Consider the following 21,660-nt stretch of genomic DNA (forward strand, 5'->3'; position numbering starts at 1 on the left):
CTCATGAAGTCTATCTCTGAAGGCCCTCGTCTTCTCGTGCTCACGGCCGGCGCTTTCGGTAAGGATGTAGCCAGCCGCCTGGAGGATCAATATCACGCCGTGGTCCAGGATGTTGAGCCTGCCACACATCCCAGCTTCTGGCCATACGCAGACATGATCGTGCTGGCAGCCTCGCACGAGCGCTCTGCTCTGGCCGACAGCATCGACCAAGTGTCTTTCGTCCGGCGCATTCCGTGGCTTCCTGTCTGGAGCAGCCCCACGGAAATCCAGTGTGGACCACTGGTTGATCCCGGCCGCACCGCCTGCTACCAGTGCTTCGTCCGTCGCAGGAATCAGCACGCGGCGGCCAGACGCGAAATCAAACCGGACGGTGCGACTCACCCGACGGGCTATCCCGATCATCATGTAGGCATCGCCGTTGCGTTCGCACGCCAAGCAATCAACGAGGCCTTCAGCGGAAACTCAAAGGGCCTCGGCGGCACGGTACGGCGGTTCGACCAAATCAACGGGATCACAAGCAGAGCATCTGTAGCCCGAGCGCACCGATGTTCAAGGTGCAGCCCTCCTAGTCTTGCAGGCGGCGAAATATGGAACGAGCTTGAGCTGGCGAAGAGGGGAGAAGGAAATGAATGACAAAGCGGCAATGACAGCCGACGTCATCGGGGCCGCGGCAAGGACAGATCCTCAACTGAGGATTCCCCTGAAGCCACGTGTACGCAGAGGTCTAGTCATCACCGCTGAGGAAGACCAGATCGTAATTGAGGGCGGCCCCAAGAAGCAGCTCTTGCGGGGCCGCACGGCAACCGATCTGCTTCCCAGCCTGCTCGCGCAGCTCGACGGCACACGTGATCACCCTTCACTCGCCCGTGAGTTGGGCCAGTCCGACGACGTGATCTTCAAGGTGCTTTCCCTGCTCTGGACGTGCGGAGTCATTGAGGAGGGACCGCCCGCCGAGTCGTTGGCCGAAGTACATGATGCACTGGCTGACTTTCTTTCCCGGATGGGCGACTCCACTGGGGCCAACCCGACTTGGGAGCAGGCTGCAGCGCGCCTTCACGGAGCGCAGGTCGAGGTCTTCGGAGACCGTACGCTGGCAGGCCTGGTCCAGTCCGAGCTTGCCAGGGCGCTTCCGGTCGTAGTCTCTGATCGAGAGCTACCGCAGCCTGGAACGACGCTGGCCGTGTGTGCGGGCAGTCCATCCGCGGAGTTGGTGCAGCACTGTTGGACGCATCGGCTGCCCCTGATCAGGCTGCGGATCGACGGGCGCCTCGCTGATTTCGGGCCTTACGTGCAAGCTGGCGTCACCCCTTGCTTCAGTTGCCTGGTCACCGAGGACAAGAGCGACGAACGTGTGGCGACCGACGGGGACCATGCGCTCGCCGCAGCTCTCTTCGCCAGAGAGCTGTTCGCCTTGGTCTCCCGCTCCACCCCGACGACCCTACCGCTTCGGTGGCGTCGTGTGGATCTTGAGACTCTCCGTATCGCTGACCTCTCGTCAGCGACACGCTCAGGGTGCCCGAACTGCTCTGTCGTCGACGGGCCGCTCGCGGAGCAGGCGTCCCTGGCCGCCAGATTCGAGGCGCATGTAGCCATACCGCCCAAGCAGTATGCAGATCCCAAAGCACACCAGATGCACTACCGGCCATCAAATCTGGCCCTGCAGCATGTCTCGAAAGCCTGGCCGGTCGCACGGGTTGTCAGTCTTCCAGAGCCGCCTTTCGAGCACCTGGCGCGGAAGCAGCCCACAGCGGCACTGGGTACAGAAGAGCTCTCCCTGCTGCTCAAAGTCACCGCTGGCATCCAGGGAGAGGAAGCCGGCAAAGTCCTACGGTGGACCGCAACCGGAGGCAATCTCGGCTCAGCAGGCGTGTTCTGCATAGTGCGGGATGTACCAGGCCTTGATTCTGGCGTGTATGCCTATATTCCTGCCGAACACCGGCTCGCCAGCCTCTCACCCTCGGTGGAGGAGGACCCGCATGGTGCACCACTCACCCTGGTTCTGACAGGTGACTACGGCAAGGTGGCATCCAAGTACTCGGCCTTCGCTCTGCGGATCATTCTCCTGGACAGCGGATGCGCCCAGGCTGCTGCTCGCGTCGCAGCGCGTGCACTGCGTCTTGAATTCTCGCCGCGAACTCGCTGGGACGACGATGCTCTCGCCGCTGCTGCCGGAGTTGATGCCGACCATTACCCGATCACTGCCGTCATAGACCTCGGAGTGCCAAGATGAATGATGCAACTGGGCTCGCGGCAGAGTTCATTCGTGCTTTCCGCTCGCCACCCCCGGCATCCCCTGTGACTGAGAGGTCGCCGCGTCGGCCGCATCCGCTCGGACCAGCGATGCAATTCAGGCCGGGGGACTGGAAACAGGCAGATCTGCTCACCACACTGTGTGCCCGGAGGTCGGTCAGGACGTTCGCCCCGGACCCGGTTCCGGCTGGGCTTGTCAGCAGGATCATCGGCCGCGGGTTCGAGGATGATTGCGGAACCTGGCCGGACGAACAGACCCATACTTCCCTCCAAGCCGATGTGGTTGCTATGCGGGTCGGCGGCCTACCACAGGGGATGTTTTCCTTTTCTTCCCAGACGTTCTCGTACACACCGGTGGCACCGCTTCCCGACCCTGAGACGCTCTACGACATGACGATCCAGCGAGAGTTCTGTGACTCCGCCGTCATCATCTCAATTGCGGCGGACCTGGATGGTGCTCTTGAGGCGCATGGCCCGCATGGATACCGACTACTTCTTGGCCGTGCCTCGGCAGCAGCATATTCGATGTGGCTTGAGGCCGTTTCTCATGGTCTTGCAGGTGGCGTCTTTGCAGGCCTTATCCAGGCATCAATCCGTGAGCCGCTATGCAACGACGGTGCAAGTCGTCACCCGATCTTCGCTCTGGCGTTGGGTGTCCCACCATACGCCGGGGATGAAGTGGACTCAGCTCATACTGGCGAGTCCATTCAAGAGAAATGAATCCCAACGATTCCCAGAAGGGAATGACAATGCGCGAACCAGAGATTGACCTTTACGCGTTCGAGGAGGGACTGGAGCTGGAGTCTCTCGCCGAGAGCAGCGCCCCATCGGCGTCCGTTTCCACCACTACCAGCGTTAGCTCGGCCTCGTGCCCTGCAACGTCGGCTGGATCGTTCTCGACGTGGGGCTGCTACACGAGCGACTTTGCACCCGCCCCGGCGCTCTCCGCCAATTAGCACCAATCAGTCATTAATTCATCAAAGCGAGGATCAATGAACACTCAAATCGATCTGCACTCTGTGGATCTACCGGATGACGGACTGTCGCTGGAGACGGTCCCGGAAGGCACGGCCCTCTGCACTTATAGCTCCACCGGCACCGCGAGCACGGCCAGCTGCCCTGTCAGTTCCGCAGGATCAGTCTCCACCGCAGCTTCGGTCTGCCCCCCCGCCGGCGGCCTAACCACCTAACCCCCTCATGAGCGGATGGATATATGCCGCTCGTAAGACGAAAGAGAGAATTCCACATGCCTGAGAATCAATTTGATCTCTACTCTGTGGAGGGGGACGTCGGATTCGAAGAGCTCCCCCAGGGCAATGCTCTCGACTGCTGGTTGAGCGCTTCCACCCTCTCAACGGCTTCCTGCCCGGCAGGAACCGCCGCAAGCGTAATGAGCGCATCGACGTACGAGGGTGGCGTAGCCCCCGGAACCCTTACTCAAAGGTAGGTAGTTATGGGAAACGAGTTCGACCTCTACGCAGTGGAAAGCGACCTCGGGATCGAAGCACTTCCCGAAGGAAATGCTCCCTCCGACTGCTTTGCAACCTATGGTAGTGCCACAACTGCCTCATGCCCTCTCACATCGGCCTCGTCTGTGAGCACGGCATCCACCCTCAGCGGTGGTGGCGATCTAGTCCCACGGTGATAGCAGGGGGCTCGAATCAAGCTAGGCGCCTGGGAATACTTTCCCGCCGCCCAAAAGGGGAATCACGGCATACAGGGATCGAGCACTACTCCATGAATCGACTCCCCTGAATTCCCTCTAGTTCGCTTTTGAGATCTGCCGATTTGAAGGTCGGGCCCGGAGTCTGACGAAAGGCCTGAGGCTCCGGGCCCGTACCACATGTGAAGAGATTTCAGGATCCCATGCAACAAGCGATCCGGAAGGTAGTAGACGAATGGCTGACTCACTAGTTCAGATCCGAACCGAACTTCAAGTTATTAGCGGAATGGACGATATTCCACTAATCTTTGACCCGGTCACCGGAAATTACCACAGGATCACGCCGGCCGCCGTCAAGGTACTGTCGTTCCTGGATGGCACTCGTACCACTGAGGAGCTCATTGAGTTCCTCTCCCGACACAATCCGAGCAGATCTGAAAAAGTGGGCAAGCAGGTAGGTTCGTTCCTTGTTACGCTCGAGGAAAGTGGCCTGCTAGTTGGATCTCAGCTTCCAAAGAAGGACGCCAAGAAGGCGGCTGGCGGCCGTTTCCGAGGCGACATGCTGATGCCTCGTTTCGTCATCTCGAAATCTCTTCCAAAACTACTCGAACCAATAGCGAGTGCACTAAGAAGCGGCCCCCTCGGGCTGATATGCGGATTGTTCGCAGCTGGTGCAATCCTCGGATTCGCCTTCGCTTTCCATGCCCTCTTCACCAGCGTTCCGCCGATTACTCCAAAAGTCGGCTTGGCATTTGCATGCGCTGGCGTGATTCAGATAGCCATCATGTTCGTGCACGAGAGTGCGCACGCTCTAGTAGCACAGGTTCTCAAGGTCCCGATTCGCGGACTCGGCGTGGCCCTGCTGTTCTATTTTATGCCTCTTGCTTACGTGGACCGCACCGACGCCTACCGAGTCCGTGGCAGGAAGGGTCGCGTCGCACTTGCACTCGCGGGCATAATGAGTGATGGCTGGATCACGGGCGTGGCAGGTCTGGTGGCCGTCAATTCGGATGGGCTTGTGCAGCACGTGGCGACATATGTGGTGGCCATGCAGATGTTCGGGTTGGTTATCAACCTTAACCCCCTGTTCCCGAGTGACGGCTATTCGGCCATTGAGGCCAGCATCGGATCAGTCGACACCCGCGGGCGGGCCTTTACGCTACTTAAGAGCCGCGTGCGCCGGGCCGAACTCCCGGCTCACCTGGAACACCTGAGCAAGCGCGCCAAGGCTGCCTATACCGTATACGGACTCGTATCGGGCGCCTACGTCCTCGGGGCAGCCTTCAGCATGCTTCGCGGAATAGCGACGGCGGTGATGTAATGACAATTGTCTCCTCGCCGGTCATGACCAGGATCGCCGGTCTTCCAGCAGATGTGCTGGACATCGTCAGCTCGTCCACCCGAGGATTGCTTACCGAACTGGCCGAACACGACGAGCAACTCAGGAATGCGGCGCCAGCTCTCATCGACTTTCTCTATGGTCTTATCCCCCTCCTGGACGACGATGTGCCGCTGCGCCGTCAGGTCCTTGCGGGCAAGCGAGCCGTCGGCAGGCTTGCCCCCCTCCCCTGGAACGCGCAAGCGCACCAGCGACTGGCAGCCCGGGCCACGGCGCAGGAGTTCGCCCAGGTCGAGGCATGGATGGATCTGGCTCAACACCAGATGGACCTGCGAGAGGCACTCGGCCGCCAACTGGAGGCTGACCGCACCGAAATGGTCGAACGATTCAGAGCCCTCATGGAGTCAGATCGGTTTGCTGAGTCGCTGGCACTGGCTGCCCCTGATTGGATGCGGCACGGCAAGCATCGTGCCGCGTCTCCGAAAAGTATCAGGACGCTGTACTCCTATGTGTCTCGGACGTCAGCGAAGACCAGTCCGTTTTCGGGACTGACCGCCGTGGGGCAGGCCGGCGCCCAAGGGCTCGGCCGCGCCCAGAGCCGGGTTTCCGCGGCCACGGCCTACGTGGCGCTGGAATACATCGCCCGCACAAGGGAGACTGCAGACCTCATCGAGTACCGGACAGCGCCGGTACGCCCCGGGGGTCCTCAAGAGCCCAACGGGCTCATGCTGCAGGCGGAGCTGACCGCGGCGGCCGGTGCCATCTGGCGCCAGGAACGCGTCGTCGAAGCCGATCATGCTCTGACATGGATCAGCCGACTCCCCGAGCGCTTCACACTGAGCGAATTCCTCAGAAAGATGGGCGGCAAGCAGCCTTTCTCCCGCTTCCTCCGGCTCCTCGACTCGGGTGTGATCTACCCCATAGCGCCTTGGCGCCAGGGGCAGGACCCTCTCCTCGCTCTCGAAACCGTTGCGGCATACGTGCCGGAACTGGCTAAGGTCCTGTCGCAGGTACGCCGTACGGGCGCAACTGCTCACCACATGGACGTTCAGTCCCGGATCGATGCAGTCGAGCGGATTCGGCGGCTCACAGCCGACTGGGGAGCGCGCGCCGGGGGGCAGCGTGAGCTGGACACAGCCCTTCTGTATGAAGACAGGGAGACCGAGCTCCTCCTCCCTAACCCTTGCGACTCAACTGAAGTCCACGCCGGTCTCGAAAGTCTCGGGGAACAGGTGCGGCCCTACGTCTTCCGGTCCCATGTCTACGATCTTATCGTCGACCGCTTCCGGGATGAATTCGGTCCGGGAGGTACTTGCCGCGACGTGCTGGGCTTCCTCATGCGACTCACTGTGGACCGTGATTCGAATCCGCAGTTCGAAGCCGCCCTGGCATCGGACGCCTCGACCAGAGGGAAGGAGACAAACCATCGTTCCCGACTCCCGGTCGGACCTACGAGCGCACCTCCTGGCACGAGCGTTCTATTTCAGGTTGAGGAGCTCTCCGAAGAACCAGGAAGTCACCGAATAGTCGTTAATCAGTTCAATCCAGGCAGCGGCGGGCTCTTCACCAGGTTCAGCGCACTGCTGGGAGAGGAATTCCGGGCTGAGCTCACCGGCCATGTCGAACGCAGTTGGAACGGCCTGCAGTGTCTGGAGCTAGTTGTCTGGACTGATTGCAACACGGCCCAGGCCCAGTGCTCAGGGCTGCTGCCATCGCTGATGATTCCAGGTGAGATCGAGGCTGAGAACGGCACCTCGCTAGACGACCTTGTCCTGAAGCATGATCCTGCCACCGACACCGTGTCGCTGTACGACGTGCACGGAGCGCCCATTGGCCTTGTGTACCTGGGACTGATACCACCGCACATGCTGCAGTCGTATGTACGACTGCTGGCAGTCCTGGCGGACCCCTGGATCAACGGATCACCGCACTCCGACTACACCATGAGCCACAGTTTGTATGAGCACTGCTCTGAGGACGTCAAAGCGCTTCCTAGGATCTCCAGTGGTCGGCTCGTCACCAGGCGCGCTTCGTGGGTCGTGCCTGTCACTAGGATTCCTCGGCCTGAACCCAGCCGACACCGCGAGGCCGAATTTGCCATGCGGCTGGACGAGTTCCGCCGGGCCAACAACATGCCGGAAGAACTCTTCGTACACCAGTTGACCGGCGCAGGATCACCGCTCGGAGCCGACCGCAAACCCATGTGGGTTTCGCTGGCTTCGCCGCTGTCCGTTGAAGTCCTCCTGCACTGGCTTGGCTCCAGCACCGGGCATGTCCGCATGGTCGAGGCTCTGCCCCAGCGTCACCTGCAGCCGCAGGCCGACCTCGGCGGCCGGCGCCGTGTAACTGAGCATGCTGCGCTGCTGTTCTGGCCGCGGGAGGTGTGAGATGGACTGGTGGTATGTCTGCGCTTATCCCGGACGTGCAGAGCTGATGGACGAGGCGACCCGTGTCCTCATCCCCTGGCTCAAGGTTCAAGCACGCCAAGAGTCAGCAGCGAAGTGGTTCTTCATTCGCTACTGGGACACTTCGGGTCATCACCTAAGAATGCGTGTCCAGTGCACTGCAGACGGGGCAGATCGTTTGTACAGTCGCACTGAGGAGATCGCCGGCCTGCTCAGAACCCTGAAACCCGGCACACCCAGTGAACGGCTCGTTCCCGGGGCCGCCTTTTCCGGTGTACCCCGCAGCAGTCTCGTTCGGACCCGTCTGTACGCACCCGAGCTCGCCAGGTACGGGGGTGAGAGAGGTGTGCATCTTGCAGAGAAGCTATTCACGGCCTCAACCTCCTGGTACGCCGAGCAAGATCTAGCAGGATTGGATCACCGCCTCGGCCGTGCGGCTCTTGCCATCGAGTACATGCAGTCAATTGTCAGCGAGGCCCTGCCACTCGATGACCAGAAGGCATTCTGGGCAGAGCACAGGCGGCACTGGGGATGGCAGCTTCGGATGGTCATTCCAGAGCGGGAAGATCTGAGAGCGCTGCTGCGCCGCCGAGTGTCTGAAATCGAGTCGAGCACCGAAAACCAACTCGATTACCAGCCGGGGCTACGGAAGCATGTCGATACCATCCGTAACGTCCTGGATATCGGTCAGGCTGCAGCCTTGCCAGTCACTCGATCCCAACTGCTTCTCTATTACATGCATATGGACCTCAACCGCTGGGGCTTCCTCCCCGCCGAAGAATGCCTGTTGGGGCTTATTTCCTCGTCCCAGATACCCACCTAGCCCCCATAACGAAACCAGGAACCGAAAGTGATCAAAGAAGGCACTAACCTCGGCGAGACTGCACGCAAAACCCAAATTTGGCTCCACGCACTCAAGGAAGGCGGGTAGCGATGAGTGATCATCTGATGATGCCTCAAGCGGCAATCCTGATGACCAATGTGACGAAATGTTACAGAGGGCCACAGGGCGACATCACCGCCGTCGATAATGTCAATCTCGGTGTTCTCCCCGGGGAAATCTTTGGCCTCCTCGGACCTAATGGTGCAGGCAAAACAACAAGCATCGAAATCATGATGGGGCTCCGCGCACCGAGCAGCGGAACTGTCCGCATCCTGGGAATTGATCCGTCGAGAGAGCGGGACAAGCTGCGTAGTTGTGCTGCTATTCAACCTCAGCAAGCAGCACTATTCGAGAACCAGACTGTAGCCGAGCTTCTACGCACTTGGGCATCACTGTACCCGGAGCCAGACAGCGTCGATTCAGTCATTTCGCGGATGGGTCTACAAGGCGCCAGGGACGTCCGGGTTTCCAAGCTATCAGGTGGTCAGCGACAGCGGCTCCTGGTTGGAACCGCGTTAATTTCCCGACCGAAGGTTCTCGTTCTTGACGAACCCTCAACAGGGCTAGACCCCAACGCCAGGCAGGAACTCTGGGATGCTATCCGCATGCATGCCGATTCCGGTGGCACCACACTTTTGTCGACTCACTCGATGGAGGAGGCAGAGATGTTGTGCGATCGAGTCGCCATCCTCTTCCAAGGCAGGGTGGTCGCGTGCGGTGACCCTCATACACTCATGCGCAATCATGCTCCTGAGCAGGAGTTGCACTTTACTGTGTCCCCGGACACTGATCTGACATTCCTTAAAGATCACAGTGCGGTTTCGCATCTAGTGGCGCACGAATCCGACACCGGTATTCAAGTACGGCTCCGGACCATGGATTCAGACTCGGTACTGGGGATTCTCACCGGTCCCGTGGCGGCGAGGAAGATTCAAATCCGAGAAGCCAGCCTGGATGCGGTCTTTCGTAAACTCACTGGCAGAGCATTTGCCGAGGCTGACCACACAGAGTCCGCCGAGCGCACCAGGAAGGCGAAACTGTGATATCAACCGCGACTCGAGAGATGACGCTACTTCACGCCCGCGAACTGGTCCGGGACAGCAAATACTTCTACTTCGCTCTGGTCTTCCCGTTCGGAATGCTCGGCATATTCTTGGGTATAAATGCACTTCTCCCGAAGGGTCCCAGCGTTCCGGACTTCACGGCTACAGTCATTCCCATGTCACTATTCCTGGCGGTTACGAGTAGCGCCCTGACCGTTACCGCGGGGCCGCTGACAGAGATGCGAACCAAAGGAACGCTGAAACTCCTCGGGACAACTCCGCTTGGCCGAACTCGACTTATCATGACCCATATGGCGATACGAGTAGTGATGGTGGCTTTCCAATCGGTGCTACTTCTGACCGTGGCAGTCGCTATCGGGGCGGTAGCCATCTCTGCAGTGCCGGTAATGTTTGGTATCACGTTGCTCGGCATGGCCATGTTCGGATCCATCGGCTATCTTATCGGCGGTCGCTTGAAGTCCGCGAACGCCGCGGCAAATGTCGGCAACCTACTGCAGCTCGCGTCTCTCTTCCTGAGTGGTTTGGCATTTCCGCTCTGGCTGATGCCATCAGCCCTTGCGAATGTTTTGAGCTTCTTGCCCACTACATTCTACGCAGACCTGATGATGACACAGATATCTGAGAGTAAGTCGTCTCACCCTGCATGGCTTTCAGTCCTGGTCGTCGTCAGCGTTGCCTGCATGGCGATTTTTGCCTCTATCAGGACATTCAAATGGGATCAAGGCGAAGATCAATAGAAATCCAACTCGGAGAAAGCTTGTGTACTGAGGGCGAGTCGGCGGGAAGGCTTCTACCTTCACAGATTGGACATCGCCGATAGCAGATCCCATTCGGTGATCCAGGGAACCACGGGGATCAAAGTCAGATTCTGGTTCAAATGAGAGTAGGCGCAGGCATTTCGGCTTGAGCTATCCGGGCTGGTTATCCAATCCCGATGGAGGGATCAAATCCCCCGGCTCTGACTCGTACCTGAAGCACCGGAGATACCGGGAGTGTCATGAGTTACTGAGGTTGAACTCGTGGAGTCGTAGAGCTGCCGGCCGGTCGTCAGCTGCGGTATCCGGGAAGTGACTACGCTACGGCTCAGGGCGGCTGAGAGGTTCACTGAGCTTCTTCAGAGTGGCCACCGATCGGGTGACAATTGGGCCCACGAGAGCTTTGCGCTGCCGCAGCTCAGAGGGCAGTCAACCTCAGCCAGCCACTCATCCTCTGGAGTGACCGCTGAAGAAGCTCACTCAGGGAGAGGCGGTCTCAGTGAGCCGTTTTTCATCCTGAATAGCCACAGGTCAGCAGCGTGTGGACGGCCTGAACGATGGTGCTGATGCGGCGGGTGGAGCACCTGGCTCGTCGGAGGATTCGCCAGGACTTCAGCTGCGCGAAGGCGCGTTCGCCAGGGGCTCTCAGTCTGGCCTGGTCGCGGTTGAACTGCTGGTAGTGCTCGGGCTGTTCGCGGTGGTGGTAGTACGGGGTGCGGACGGTGGCGCCGGCGCCCTGGCAGGCGCGGTCTGCGAGGGCAGAGATCTGCCTGGTGAGGCAGGCTTGGGCGATGCCGTGGGCGCGGGCTGCGGTCGGGTCGTGGGTGCGGCCGGGTGCCGCGCGGGAGAACCAGAGTGGTGTGCCGTCGGGCCGGGCGATGACCAGCACGTTCGAGCCGTGCTTGCGGTGCTTCGTCGAGCAGCAGGGCTCGTCGGCGGCGATGCGGGCAATGGGAATCAGGGCGCCGTCGGCGATGACGAAGTCGCCCTCGCCCAGGCCGGTCAGGGACTCGTGCAGGCCCGGCGCCCATGCCGCGAGAATGCCGGGGGTCTCGTCGGCGTAGCGCCAGGCAGTGGCTGCCGGGATACCGAAGCCGGCTGCCAGGGCGGGCAGCGTCCCGTTCCTGTGCAGGTGCACCAGCGCGAGCAGGGCCTGCTGGAAACACCCCGGCTTCCGCCACCGCGAACGGCGTTCACACCTTCGCGCGCAGATGAGCCAGGAAACGTGCTCGGCCAGCTCATGCGGGACGTCGGCCGTGGCACGGGACGGGACCAGGCGAGGCTCCTCGGACGATGCGTGGTGCGTAGAGAACACCACCACAACGACCAGGAGCCCCGACTCGTTGCGCACCCCTACTGACCTGCTATTTCACCCCACAGAGACAGGATGAAAACGGCTCAGTGATCGCCAAAGACCTGCGGGTCAGAGTCCGCCCGGTGCAGCGATGGCGGCAGATGTGGGACCAGGGCGGTCCGCGGGCCCTGCGGTCGCAGGGGCCGGCGTCGCTGCCGAGGTTGAGGCAGAAGCAGTTCGCCCAGCTGGAGGCGGAGGCGGCCAAGGAGCCGGCCGCTCACGGCAGGAAAGACCAGCGCTGGACCCTGAGCTGCGTGAAGGCGGTGTTCGACCGGCGCTTCCACCTGACCTGCACCTCCAGAGCGTGCGCAAGCTCCTGGTACGCAACGGCTGGTCCTGCCAGGTACTGGCCCAACACGCGATCGAGCGGGATGAGGCGGTGGCCGGGTAGGCCAAGGAGGCGTGGCCCTGCGCGGAAGACTCGCGGCGGCCAGTGGACCTGGCTCGTCTTCGAGGGCCAAGTGCACTCCACGTCGTACTGCAGGGCACCGGCCGGACGCAGTCCGTGCCGGTATAGGTCGACGCTTGCTGCATCTCGGTGTCTCGGGCGGGCCCCATCCGGCGGGTCCGGTCCCGCTCATCCAGGCACTCGACATTCGGGGGCCCCAAGACTATCGGTCAACTAGGTAACGACTGCTCATCCCCCGACACTCTGCTGATCCCTACGTTGCCCTTGGCTGCCATGGCTTCACACCGGCAGCCGCCGAACGATGCGCGCCTCAGCCGGTGGGAGGACTGTGAACAGCGGACGGGACCAGATCACACACAGGCGCCGACTGTGACGTGTGCGGGCATTCTCTGTACACCCACTCTGGCGCGCTGTCTTGAGCAGAGCAGTGTTAAGCGTGCAGTTTCGGGCCATTCTCCTCAGGCAACCGGGCACGCCGAGAGGAAGTCGTCGTGAACACGCAAACCAGGACCGCGCAGTGGCCATTGGTCGGCCGAGAGACCGAGCTCAAGGGCTTTCAACAGGCATGGGCGGCCAGGCGAGCCGAGGGAACGGTGATCTTCGGGGTTGGTGGAGCCGGCAAGTCCCGGCTGGCAGATGAGTTCCTCTCCTGGGCGAAGCAGGACGGCTGGAAGATCGCTCGGGTAACCGCATCGGCAGCCGCTGCCGCGATACCCTTGGGTGCTGTCGCCCATTTGATCCCGGACGGTGTGGATCTTTCCAATCCGGTCAAAGGCTTCGCCGATGTGGCTCGAGTGCTGTCTGGCACGCAGCGCAGCCGATGGGCGGTACTGGTCGACGACCTGCATCTCCTGGACGCCACCTCGGCAGTACTGCTGCGGCAACTGCTGGACGTGGGAGTGATGCGGCTGATCGGCACGGTGCGTAACGGGGAGCCGATGAGTGAGGCAGTGCAGGCCCTTTGTGGCGGAGACGCCATCTACCGGGTGGACCTGAGCGAGCTCGACCGTGAGCAGGTCGCCGTGGCGCTCCGGAGCGCTCTTGGCGGCACGGTGGGGAAACGCACCGTGCATACGCTATACACCACATCGGGCGGGAACATGCTCTACCTTCGGGAGCTAGTTGAAGGTGCATTGTCGTCCGGGACGCTGACCAACGACGGACAGATTTGGGAACTGTCCGAGGATCAGCCGTTGGGGACTCCCCGGCTGACCGAATTGATCGGCGCCCACCTGGCATCGGCGGATGCGCGGGCCCGGCCGGTGCTGGAGATGCTCGCCCTGTGTGAGTCGATGTCTCTGGCCGATGCCGAAGCATTGGCGCCGAGGGGCGTTCTCGCGGAGACCGAGGCGGCCGGACTGACGCACACCCTGCAGGAGCGGCGCCGCACCACCATCTCCCTCGCGCATCCCCTGTACGGGGAAGTGCTGCGGTCCAAGATTCCCAGCATCCGCCGTCGTGGCCTCCTGCTCGAACTTGTCCACCGCATCGAGTCCCACGGGGCCAGACGGAGGGACGATCAACTGCACATCGCAAGCTGGCGGCTCACTGCCACCGGGACAGCTGACCCGATGCAGCTCATCCAGGCTGCCGCCCTCGCCTCCCATTCACTTGATTTTCAGCAGGCTGTCACTCTGCTGCGTGCCATACCCGCCGATCAACACATATTTATGAGTCTGCTGCTGCTCGGCAACTCGCTCTTCGAGCTGGGTCACGCTTCGGCAGCCGATGAAGCGCTGATCGGCGCTCACAAGCTGGCGAGCAATGACTCCGAGAAGCTGAGTGCAGTCTTTGCCCGGACCACAAGTCTCTTCTGGGCGAAAGACCGTACCGCCGAGGCCTTCGCGGTCAACGAAGAAGCCGCTGCGGAGCTCTCCGGTCCTTCAGAGCAGGCATGCCTTCGGGTGAACGAAGGCTTCATGAGGATATTCGCCGGCCATCCAGAGCGTGGATTGACGCTGCTGCAGGATCTCGGGGACGACCCGCTGACATTTCCGAGTCCCAACATCTGGGTGATGGGGGCCGCAGTCAAGCCCACGGCGCTGGCTCTCATCGGGCGCACCAGTGACGCGGTGAGGGAGGCCGAAGAGGCGTACGCACGGCATTCCCGAATCAGTGACCAGACACTGTTGCGCCCGGTCGCACAGTTGATACCCCTCGTATTGGCGCTTGCCAAGGCAGGGCGTCTGGATGAAGCACGTGAAATCGGAGGGCGCGCCCGGCAGGAGCTCGACGAGGTGCACAGCCCCCTCGTCGGCATTTGGCTTGCTTTCTATCAGGCCCATACAGAATGGCTGGCCGGCCACCCAGAGGACGCACGCCATTGGTTCGCCGAGGCAGCCGCGTTGTCTCGCGCCTGCCGCAACTACCGTGGGCTGCGGCCTGCACTTGCAGGACTCGCTGCTACTGCGGCTGTGCTGGGCAGAGTGGACGAGGCGGAGGCCTTCGTAAACGAAGCCGCCTCCTACCCCAGCATGGGCTTCCACAACGGCGAGGACCGCCTGGGCGAGGCATGGCTGCACGTCGCCCGCGGCAATCTGCGTAAAGCCCGCACTGTGTTGGCAGAAGCAGCAGAGGAAGCCAAACGCAACGGCCACGTCGCCTCCGAAGCTCTTCTCCTGACCGACATCGCTCGACTCGGGGGTGCCAAGGATGTCGCCAAGAGACTGGCCGAGCTCACCCGCACCTTCGACGGTGCGCTGTCCGCCGCCTACGCTCACCTGGCAACGGCATTGGCCGCGGACGACCCCGACCAGTGCTTGGCTGTAGCGGAGGAACTAACCGCCGTCGGTGCCGATCTCCTCGCTGCCGAGGCCGCCAGTGCGGCCGCCGCTGCATTGAGGCGAGTCGGCAAAACTCGCCGCGCCACGGCAGCAATACAGTGCGCGCAGGCGTATGCCTCCCGCTGCCAAGGTGCCCGCACGCCCTTGATAGCCATCAGTGAAGCCACACTCGCTCTTACTGCCCGTGAGCAGGAGGTCGCCCGGCTTGCCGCTCATGGCACCACCAGCAAGGACATCGCCGAAGCCCTGCACCTGTCAGTGCGCACTGTTGACAACCATTTGCACCACGCCTACACCAAACTAGGCGTCACCACCCGTCGAGGCCTCGCCCAAGCCCTGGGGCTGAAACCCTCATCGGGTGTTGCTCTGAAGCCGGTCCGCTGACCAATCGGACGGCACAGCAGGCCTCCCTCCTCATCCTGCAGGCGCAACGGTGGCCAGAGGCTGAGATGGTCCAATGGCCAACTCCGCGGCTCGAGCACCCCGGGACCGTCAACAACGAGAACAGCATCAACACGAGACCCTGGAGTCCGGGGTGCCCGGATCGGGCACCCCGGAGCGGCCGGCGAACAGCCTGCGGGGCCGATGGCGGGGCCGGCCTCTTCAGCAGTGGCATGAACTGGGTGACGTCATGCCTGTTTCCCCTCTCAGGGAGACGGCGAACGGGGTCCGGTGTCGGTCGACGATCAGGTGGTGCTTGCTGCCCGGCCGCCGCTGGTCGACCGACGAGGGTCCAGTGCGAGCCCCCTAGTCCGTGCTGTAGACGGTTCGAACTCGTTCGTGCAAGGGCTCGATCCGCATCACGCCTGTGACAGATGTCAGCGTTCACGTAATTCCCCATCCCGGCCTCCTTCGTCCCCATGCGTCGGCATCGACACGACCGTGCTGGTTGAGGGGGCCGCCCGATCTCGAAGTGTGCGGGCCGAGCCGGGCCGTCAAGGACGCCTCCGGCGTCGCCAAGGCCATGAGCTGCGCTCATCCTTGACTGCCCGCCCCGACCCTGAACCTCGGGCGGCCGGGGAAGATCTGGCCTCCCCATGGGGACGACGGTGCACCTCCGCGATCCCCATGGCCTATTCCGTGACGCTGGGGGTGGGGAACATCGGCGTCGTTCACAACAGATGCCTTGAGTCCGCCAGGCCCCGCCGAGGCCTCCTCAAAGGGCGGCACCGTCAGCGGACTTCGCGGAGTGACGGGCCCCAGGACTGCGGCCTCGTTTCCGGGGTCTCCTCCACCACCGCGAGACCTATGGACGCCGTCCAAACGTTGAGGATCACGGCGCGGGTCCTCTCCGGGTCCGGTCTCTTGCAACACCCGCGAGCTCTGCAGGCAGATCGAGCCCTGGTACGCACTGGTGTCGCAAACGGCTGCTGAGATGGCCGACCAACACGTCCTGGGATCAGGGCGCCACGTGAACCCCGAATGTGCTCGTGACCTGTATAAACGAACAGATCTTGGAGGGTGTCTTTGACCGTCTTCTGCGGACTCGACTGAGCGGACCGACACTACGACGTAGCATTCGTCGACGACACGGGCACCCTGCTCGGCCAAGATCCATATCACCGGCGATTCAGCCGGCTACAACAAGCTCCTGGGACTCCCGGCCGAACACGACGACAGCCCCAAAGGACCGCCAAAGACAGTGCTTCGCGTCAAGCCAGGTCAGGGGTTCCTGCCCGCCCGGTGAAAACGGGCAGGACGGCCGGCACAGGGAACAGCTGCCTGGGCCGGCCAGACCGCACGCCCCCCGGCTGCGACCACCCCTCGCCGTCGAAAGCGCGAAACCCGCTCTGACAGCGGGCCTATTCGATCACGCCATGCCACACCGGGCCGGAGTAACAAGTACTCCAGCGCCGTGTGTGCGCGGGCGAGTTGCGACCATCGCCGCCCAACGTGGCATGACCGGCATCGCGCGCCGGATCATCACAGCAGGCACCCGGTAAGGACATCGATGGGGTCATAAGGAGCACGGGCCACGAAGCGGCAGGAATTCTGGGGTGAAACAGGACCAAGCCTCCTCCCGCACCACCCATCACCGTCTCTGTGGCGCATCCGCTGCCTCACGATCACCACGGCCTCGCACCCTGAGAATTTAGTCCTTGCACCAGCCGTGGCGATGCTCTGCTGGCGGCGTCCGACCGAGGTCGCCATCCGCGAAGCGGAACACCCCACGACGGCGGAGCCGTCGTGGGGTGTTCCGCCGATGGCCGTCCGTCCCACCGGCCCGGCAGCAGAAACAGCATGTCCAATTCCAGCGGCACAGCAGGGCTGGGCTCAGGGCGCGTCGCGCACCGGCCAGGTGCTTCCCAGGCGCTGCAGCACCGGTCATCGCTGCAATACGCGGCGCCCAACCGGTGTGCTCTGCTGCCAGCCGACCCGATGCAGCTCGGGTGTCTCGTGCCGGTCGAGCGGGCGCCCCACACAGAGGTAAGCGACCAGTCGCCAGTCCGGCGGTACTTCAAGCTGCCTGGCGACACCGTCGGGGTCCAGGATCGAAACCCAGCCCACGCCGATGCCGTGCGCCCGCGCGTGCAGCCAGAACGAGAAGACAGCGGTGACCACCGAGTAGCGCAGCATCTCGGGCATCGTGCGCTGGCCAAGCCCGGCCCCTTGCGTGGTTCCCTCATCACAGAACACTGCAAGCTGCCGCGGCGCGTCGCGCAGTCCGGCCAGTTTCAACGTCGCATACAGCTTCGCACGTTCTCCGGAGTAGCCGGCCAGTGCGTCAGCGTTGGCCCGAGTGAAGTTCTCCGCCACGGCGGTCCGGTTGTCCGGGGCATCGACGGATACAAAGCGCCAAGGCTGCGACAGACCGACGCTGGGCGCCAAACAGGCAGCGTCCAGACACTGCTCCACCACATCGTCCGGAATGGGCTCGGTTGAGAAATGGCGTACGTCCCGTCGCCATCGGAACAGCTCGTACAGCGTCTCGCGGAAGCCCGGACCGAACTCCTCGGGCCCGGCTGCTGCCCCGTTGGCGGCGGGGGGCATACAGCCCTCCCGGGTCAGGTCGATCTTCAAAGCGTCCTCCTTGGAAGGGGATCAGCTGAGCACCATCCACAGTTCGCGATCACTTGCTCCATCGAAGTGAGCAATTGCTACTCAATGGAATGTATCGGCAGATAATGATTGACGCGCTCGCCTAGAACGCCACTCGAATGACGTACAGGGAAGTGACAGAGCGTCACCCCGGGCTGCCGCCAGGGCCGAGCCGCGGCCGCACGCAGGAGCACTGATCGTTCGCGGCGGCCCGGGATTGCCGGCGGCGTTGTCCAGTCGGGTCGGAGGCTTGCCCGATGGCATGATCACCCAGCTGCGCGGCGCCACCTCTCCCCGCATTCCGACACCGACGTGGCACCCGCTCACCGCGCCGGCCACCGCACCGAACCTGTCTCCGTCAGGCCGCCAGATCGGATCACCGTCACTCATCCGTAGAGCCTCCGCGACCCGGGCCGGACGTCACCACCACGGCCGGACATGCCCCGAACCGGGCGAGGGCGCGAAGACCTCCAGCCCGACCGCTCCCGGCAGCCGACTGATGGCCTGCGATGGCTACACAGCGATGATGAGTATCTTTTACTCAGTCCCATTTGCCGCCTTTTGGATTCAGTAGGCATATGCGCTCCATGCAGCCTTCCTCGACATGGCCGCACAGTTTCTCTACCCATTCCATTCGGTAATCAAGTGGTTATCTCTGACCCGCCGAGGATTTAATGAGTAGCAACAGAGCAGAGCTTAGAAACGCCATAGACATTCCCGCTGAGGGTGTTCCGGCGGACGAGCCGCAGCGCTACATGGACGAGGCCACCCGAGTTGCGGGTTCGATTGTTCACGGCGACAAACTAGGGCGCATTCTCGGATTTCCGACAGCCAACATTGCCCTAGAGGCAGGTTCCCCCTCACTGGTGGACGGCGTTTATGCCGGATGGCTCGTACTGGATGAGCATTACATGCCAGCAGCGATTTCCATTGGGGTCAACTCCACCTTTGACGCAGCCGAGCGAAGAGTCGAAGTGCACGTTCTGGATCGAACCGATCTTTCGATATACGGGAGAAAGGTCACCGTAATTCTCGGGACACGGCTCAGAGAGATGCGCAAGTTTCCGGATGCCGCAACGCTGGTTGCCAAGATCGAGGAAGATGTGCGTCTCGCCCGAGCATGGCTGCAGAGCAACGCGCACCATTCAGGTAAGTATTCACCGTGAAGGCGAATGGCGGTCAAGTCACATTCCCGTGACAGAACGCACAACATTCCGGTTCGGGAATCAGGATTCTGCCGCCGGTGAATTTGGCCGATCCCAGACCCTATCTGTCGCACCATAGTATTTCACAAGCTTAAGGGGCCGTAGTGTTTACTGGAATCGTTGAAGAAGTGGGTGAGATTACCGCCGCGGACGACCTTGGCGACGCCTTCCGCTTCACCTTGCATGCGTCGCTGGTTACGGAAGATGCCAAGGCTGGTGATTCCATCGCAGTTAACGGTGTCTGCCTGACCGTCGTGGACCTGGAAGAGGGCACTTTTACCGCCGATGTCATGGCCGAGACGCTTGCCTGCTCAGGACTCGGCAGGCTCCATGCCGGCTCTCGCGTCAACCTGGAACGCCCCATAGCTCTGGGGGGGCGGCTCGGCGGACATCTGGTGCAAGGGCACGTTGACGGAATCGGCACAGTTCTCGATCTCATCCCCTCCGAGAACTGGACGATCGTCAAGGTCTCACTACCCGCCAATCTGGCCCGGTACGTCGTGACGAAAGGCTCTATCACCATCGACGGGGTCAGTCTCACAGTCGTCGATGCCTCTTCGGATTTCTTCACCATCAGTCTCATCCCCACCACACTGGCGGAGACCACACTCGGATTCAAGCAGCCCGGAGACCTGGTCAATCTGGAAGTCGATGCAATCGCCAAGCACATCGAGCGCCTGATCAACCTCAATCCCCAGGAGCCCACCACATGAGCACGAGCCAGGACACCTCCGAGAATCTCACTCTCGACCCCATCGGACAGGCGATATCCGACATCGCGGCCGGCCGGCCCGTCGTCGTTGTCGACGACGAGGGCCGCGAGAACGAGGGCGATCTGATCATCGCTGCAGAAAAGGCCACTCCCGAGATCGTCGCATTCATGATGAGCGAATGTCGCGGCCTGATCTGCGCGCCGTTGCCGGGGCCCGAATGCGACCGGCTGGGCCTGCCGCAGATGGTCGACAACAACACGGAGTCCATGGGTACAGCCTTCACGGTCTCTGTAGACGCCGTCGGACAGTACGGCGTCACCACCGGCATCTCCGCCGCCGACAGGGCCACCACACTGCAACTGCTGACTCACGGTACGACGAACGCAGATGACTTTGTGCGCCCGGGGCACATTTTCCCCTTGCGTGCAAAGGATGGCGGCGTACTGGTCCGTCCAGGACACACGGAAGCAGGCGTAGACCTGGCGCGTCTCGCAGGCCTGAAGCCCGCCGCTGCAATCGTCGAGATCGCAGGCGAAGACGGCCGGATGCTACGGCTGCCTGAGCTAGTACCTTTCGCCCGCAAGCACGGGTTGTCGATCATTTCCATCGAGGACCTGATCGCCTACCGACGTGGCTGCGAACCCACGGTCCGCAGGGAAGCGGAGACCAGACTCCCGGCCGCGTTCGGCGACTTCACCGCCTTCGGCTACCGCTCCCTCACCGACGGCGTCGAACACATTGCCCTACTCCGAGGCGAGATAGGAAACGGTGAAGACGTACTCGTGCGGGTCCACTCCGAATGCCTCACCGGGGACATCTTCGCCTCCCAGCGCTGCGACTGCGGGGCACAGCTGCACGCCTCCCTCCGACGCGTCGCCCAAGAGGGCCGCGGCGTGGTCATCTATCTGCGCGGGCACGAAGGCCGCGGTATCGGCCTGACATCCAAGCTCCGCGCCTACGAACTCCAGGAACGAGGCCGAGACACCCTGGATGCCAACCTCGAGCTCGGCCTGCCCGCCGACGCCCGTGACTACGCGGCCGGCGCCCAGATCCTCCACGACATGGGTGTACGCAGTATCCGTCTGATGACCAACAATCCCGAGAAGACTGCCGCCATGTCCAGGTACGGGCTTGAGGTCAAAGAGCGCCATCCCATGCCTGTCCAGGCCGGTGAGCACAACCTCTTCTATCTGCAGACCAAGCGAGACCGGATGGGCCACGAACTGCCCTGGCTCGACAACCAATCAGCGCACGACGCTCCGTGACACCCCTAGAGCCTGGCCCCAGAGACCCGAACGGAAGGGAAAACCATGAGCGGCAACGGCGCACCCGAACTCGTAGTTGAAAGCTGCACCGGCCTGAGAGTCGCAGTTGTAGCGGCCCAGTGGCATGAGAAGGTCATGAATGGCCTGGTCGGTGGCGCCCTGCGGGCCCTGGACGAGCTCAGGATCCAAGAGCGAACCATCCTGCGAGTGCCTGGCAGCTTCGAGTTGCCGGTCGTGGTCAAGGCCCTCGCGGGCCAGGGCTACGACGCCGTCGTCGCTCTCGGGGTCGTCATCCGGGGCGGCACCCCACACTTTGACTACGTATGCCAAGGCGTCACCCAGGGCCTGGCCAAAATCTCCATCGACACCGGCGTCCCGGTCGGCTTCGGCGTGCTGACCTGCGACACCGAGGAACAAGCACTGGACCGGGCCGGCATCGAAAACTCGAACGAAGACAAAGGGTACGAGGCTGTCACGACCGCAGCCGTCACCGCCACCATCCTGCGCTCGCTCCCCACCTGAAAACGAGGGCC

Annotated in this window: 19 protein-coding genes and 1 pseudogene; 17 read left to right on the forward strand and 3 right to left on the reverse strand. The window is 62.3% G+C overall.

What is annotated here, in order from left to right:
* Nucleotides 1-3 precede the first annotated feature (3 nt).
* The 12 genes from OG462_RS01395 (at nucleotide 4) to OG462_RS01450 (ending at nucleotide 10,341) form a co-directional block, all read left to right on the forward strand.
* A complete protein-coding gene (locus tag OG462_RS01395; protein ID WP_406053744.1) occupies nucleotides 4-633 on the forward strand; it encodes a TOMM precursor leader peptide-binding protein in 630 nt (209 codons plus the stop codon).
* Nucleotides 634-643: 10 nt separating this feature from the next.
* Nucleotides 644-2,230: a hypothetical protein gene (locus OG462_RS01400; protein WP_406053746.1), complete on the forward strand. Its 1,587-nt coding sequence runs from the start codon at nucleotides 644-646 to the stop codon at nucleotides 2,228-2,230.
* Nucleotides 2,231-2,340: 110 nt separating this feature from the next.
* Nucleotides 2,341-2,970, forward strand: coding sequence for a nitroreductase family protein (locus OG462_RS01405; RefSeq protein ID WP_406053748.1), 630 nt, complete (start codon nucleotides 2,341-2,343; stop codon nucleotides 2,968-2,970).
* 29 nt (nucleotides 2,971-2,999) lie between these two features.
* A complete protein-coding gene (locus OG462_RS01410; RefSeq protein WP_406066298.1) occupies nucleotides 3,000-3,206 on the forward strand; it encodes a thiocillin family RiPP in 207 nt (68 codons plus the stop codon).
* Between the two features lie 36 nt (nucleotides 3,207-3,242).
* The gene (locus tag OG462_RS01415; protein WP_406053749.1) at nucleotides 3,243-3,440 is read left to right on the forward strand and encodes a thiocillin family RiPP; all 198 of its coding nucleotides are present in this window, start codon (nucleotides 3,243-3,245) and stop codon (nucleotides 3,438-3,440) included.
* 56 nt (nucleotides 3,441-3,496) lie between these two features.
* Nucleotides 3,497-3,697, forward strand: coding sequence for a thiocillin family RiPP (locus OG462_RS01420; protein ID WP_406053751.1), 201 nt, complete (start codon nucleotides 3,497-3,499; stop codon nucleotides 3,695-3,697).
* 6 nt (nucleotides 3,698-3,703) lie between these two features.
* Entirely contained in the window at nucleotides 3,704-3,895 is a 192-nt protein-coding gene (locus OG462_RS01425; RefSeq protein ID WP_406053753.1) for a thiocillin family RiPP, read from the forward strand.
* 304 nt (nucleotides 3,896-4,199) lie between these two features.
* Nucleotides 4,200-5,234, forward strand: a complete 1,035-nt coding sequence (locus tag OG462_RS01430) for a PqqD family peptide modification chaperone (protein ID WP_406053754.1) — start codon at nucleotides 4,200-4,202, stop codon at nucleotides 5,232-5,234.
* A 23-nt stretch (nucleotides 5,235-5,257) separates the two neighbouring features.
* Entirely contained in the window at nucleotides 5,258-7,639 is a 2,382-nt protein-coding gene (locus OG462_RS01435; RefSeq protein WP_406053756.1) for a hypothetical protein, read from the forward strand.
* Nucleotide 7,640: 1 nt separating this feature from the next.
* Complete coding sequence (locus OG462_RS01440) at nucleotides 7,641-8,480, forward strand: lantibiotic dehydratase C-terminal domain-containing protein (RefSeq protein ID WP_406053758.1); 840 nt, start codon at nucleotides 7,641-7,643, stop codon at nucleotides 8,478-8,480.
* 110 nt (nucleotides 8,481-8,590) lie between these two features.
* The gene (locus OG462_RS01445; RefSeq protein WP_406053760.1) at nucleotides 8,591-9,583 is read left to right on the forward strand and encodes an ABC transporter ATP-binding protein; all 993 of its coding nucleotides are present in this window, start codon (nucleotides 8,591-8,593) and stop codon (nucleotides 9,581-9,583) included.
* A gap of 20 nt (nucleotides 9,584-9,603) precedes the next feature.
* A complete protein-coding gene (locus tag OG462_RS01450; protein WP_406053762.1) occupies nucleotides 9,604-10,341 on the forward strand; it encodes an ABC transporter permease in 738 nt (245 codons plus the stop codon).
* Between the two features lie 529 nt (nucleotides 10,342-10,870).
* On the opposite strand, the gene OG462_RS01455 is transcribed toward OG462_RS01450, so the two are convergent.
* A complete protein-coding gene (locus OG462_RS01455) occupies nucleotides 10,871-11,677 on the reverse strand; it encodes a transposase family protein (RefSeq protein ID WP_406066300.1) in 807 nt (268 codons plus the stop codon).
* A 936-nt stretch (nucleotides 11,678-12,613) separates the two neighbouring features.
* Here OG462_RS01455 and OG462_RS01460 point away from each other — a divergent pair.
* Nucleotides 12,614-15,289 (forward strand): LuxR C-terminal-related transcriptional regulator, encoded by a 2,676-nt coding sequence (locus tag OG462_RS01460; protein WP_406053764.1) that lies wholly within the window; start codon nucleotides 12,614-12,616, stop codon nucleotides 15,287-15,289.
* A 174-nt stretch (nucleotides 15,290-15,463) separates the two neighbouring features.
* On the opposite strand, the pseudogene OG462_RS01465 reads toward OG462_RS01460, so the two are convergent.
* Both OG462_RS01465 and bluB read right to left on the reverse strand, forming a co-directional pair.
* Nucleotides 15,464-15,652: pseudogene (locus OG462_RS01465) on the reverse strand (transposase); the annotation flags it as partial.
* A 1,578-nt stretch (nucleotides 15,653-17,230) separates the two neighbouring features.
* A complete protein-coding gene (gene bluB / locus OG462_RS01470) occupies nucleotides 17,231-17,926 on the reverse strand; it encodes a 5,6-dimethylbenzimidazole synthase (RefSeq protein WP_406053766.1) in 696 nt (231 codons plus the stop codon).
* Nucleotides 17,927-18,618: 692 nt separating this feature from the next.
* Here bluB and OG462_RS01475 point away from each other — a divergent pair.
* The 4 genes from OG462_RS01475 (at nucleotide 18,619) to ribH (ending at nucleotide 21,649) form a co-directional block, all read left to right on the forward strand.
* On the forward strand, nucleotides 18,619-19,110 hold the full coding sequence (locus tag OG462_RS01475; protein WP_406053768.1) for a riboflavin kinase: 492 nt from the start codon (nucleotides 18,619-18,621) through the stop codon (nucleotides 19,108-19,110).
* A 143-nt stretch (nucleotides 19,111-19,253) separates the two neighbouring features.
* Complete coding sequence (locus OG462_RS01480) at nucleotides 19,254-19,862, forward strand: riboflavin synthase (RefSeq protein WP_406053770.1); 609 nt, start codon at nucleotides 19,254-19,256, stop codon at nucleotides 19,860-19,862.
* The gene (locus tag OG462_RS01485; protein ID WP_406053772.1) at nucleotides 19,859-21,127 is read left to right on the forward strand and encodes a bifunctional 3,4-dihydroxy-2-butanone-4-phosphate synthase/GTP cyclohydrolase II; all 1,269 of its coding nucleotides are present in this window, start codon (nucleotides 19,859-19,861) and stop codon (nucleotides 21,125-21,127) included. The genes OG462_RS01480 and OG462_RS01485 overlap by 4 nt, the downstream gene beginning before the upstream one ends.
* A gap of 45 nt (nucleotides 21,128-21,172) precedes the next feature.
* Nucleotides 21,173-21,649 (forward strand): 6,7-dimethyl-8-ribityllumazine synthase, encoded by a 477-nt coding sequence (ribH, locus tag OG462_RS01490; RefSeq protein WP_406053774.1) that lies wholly within the window; start codon nucleotides 21,173-21,175, stop codon nucleotides 21,647-21,649.
* Nucleotides 21,650-21,660: the final 11 nt, after the last annotated feature.

This window comes from Streptomyces sp. NBC_01077, from assembly GCF_045162855.1.
Taxonomy (GTDB): Bacteria; Actinomycetota; Actinomycetes; order Streptomycetales; family Streptomycetaceae; genus Streptomyces.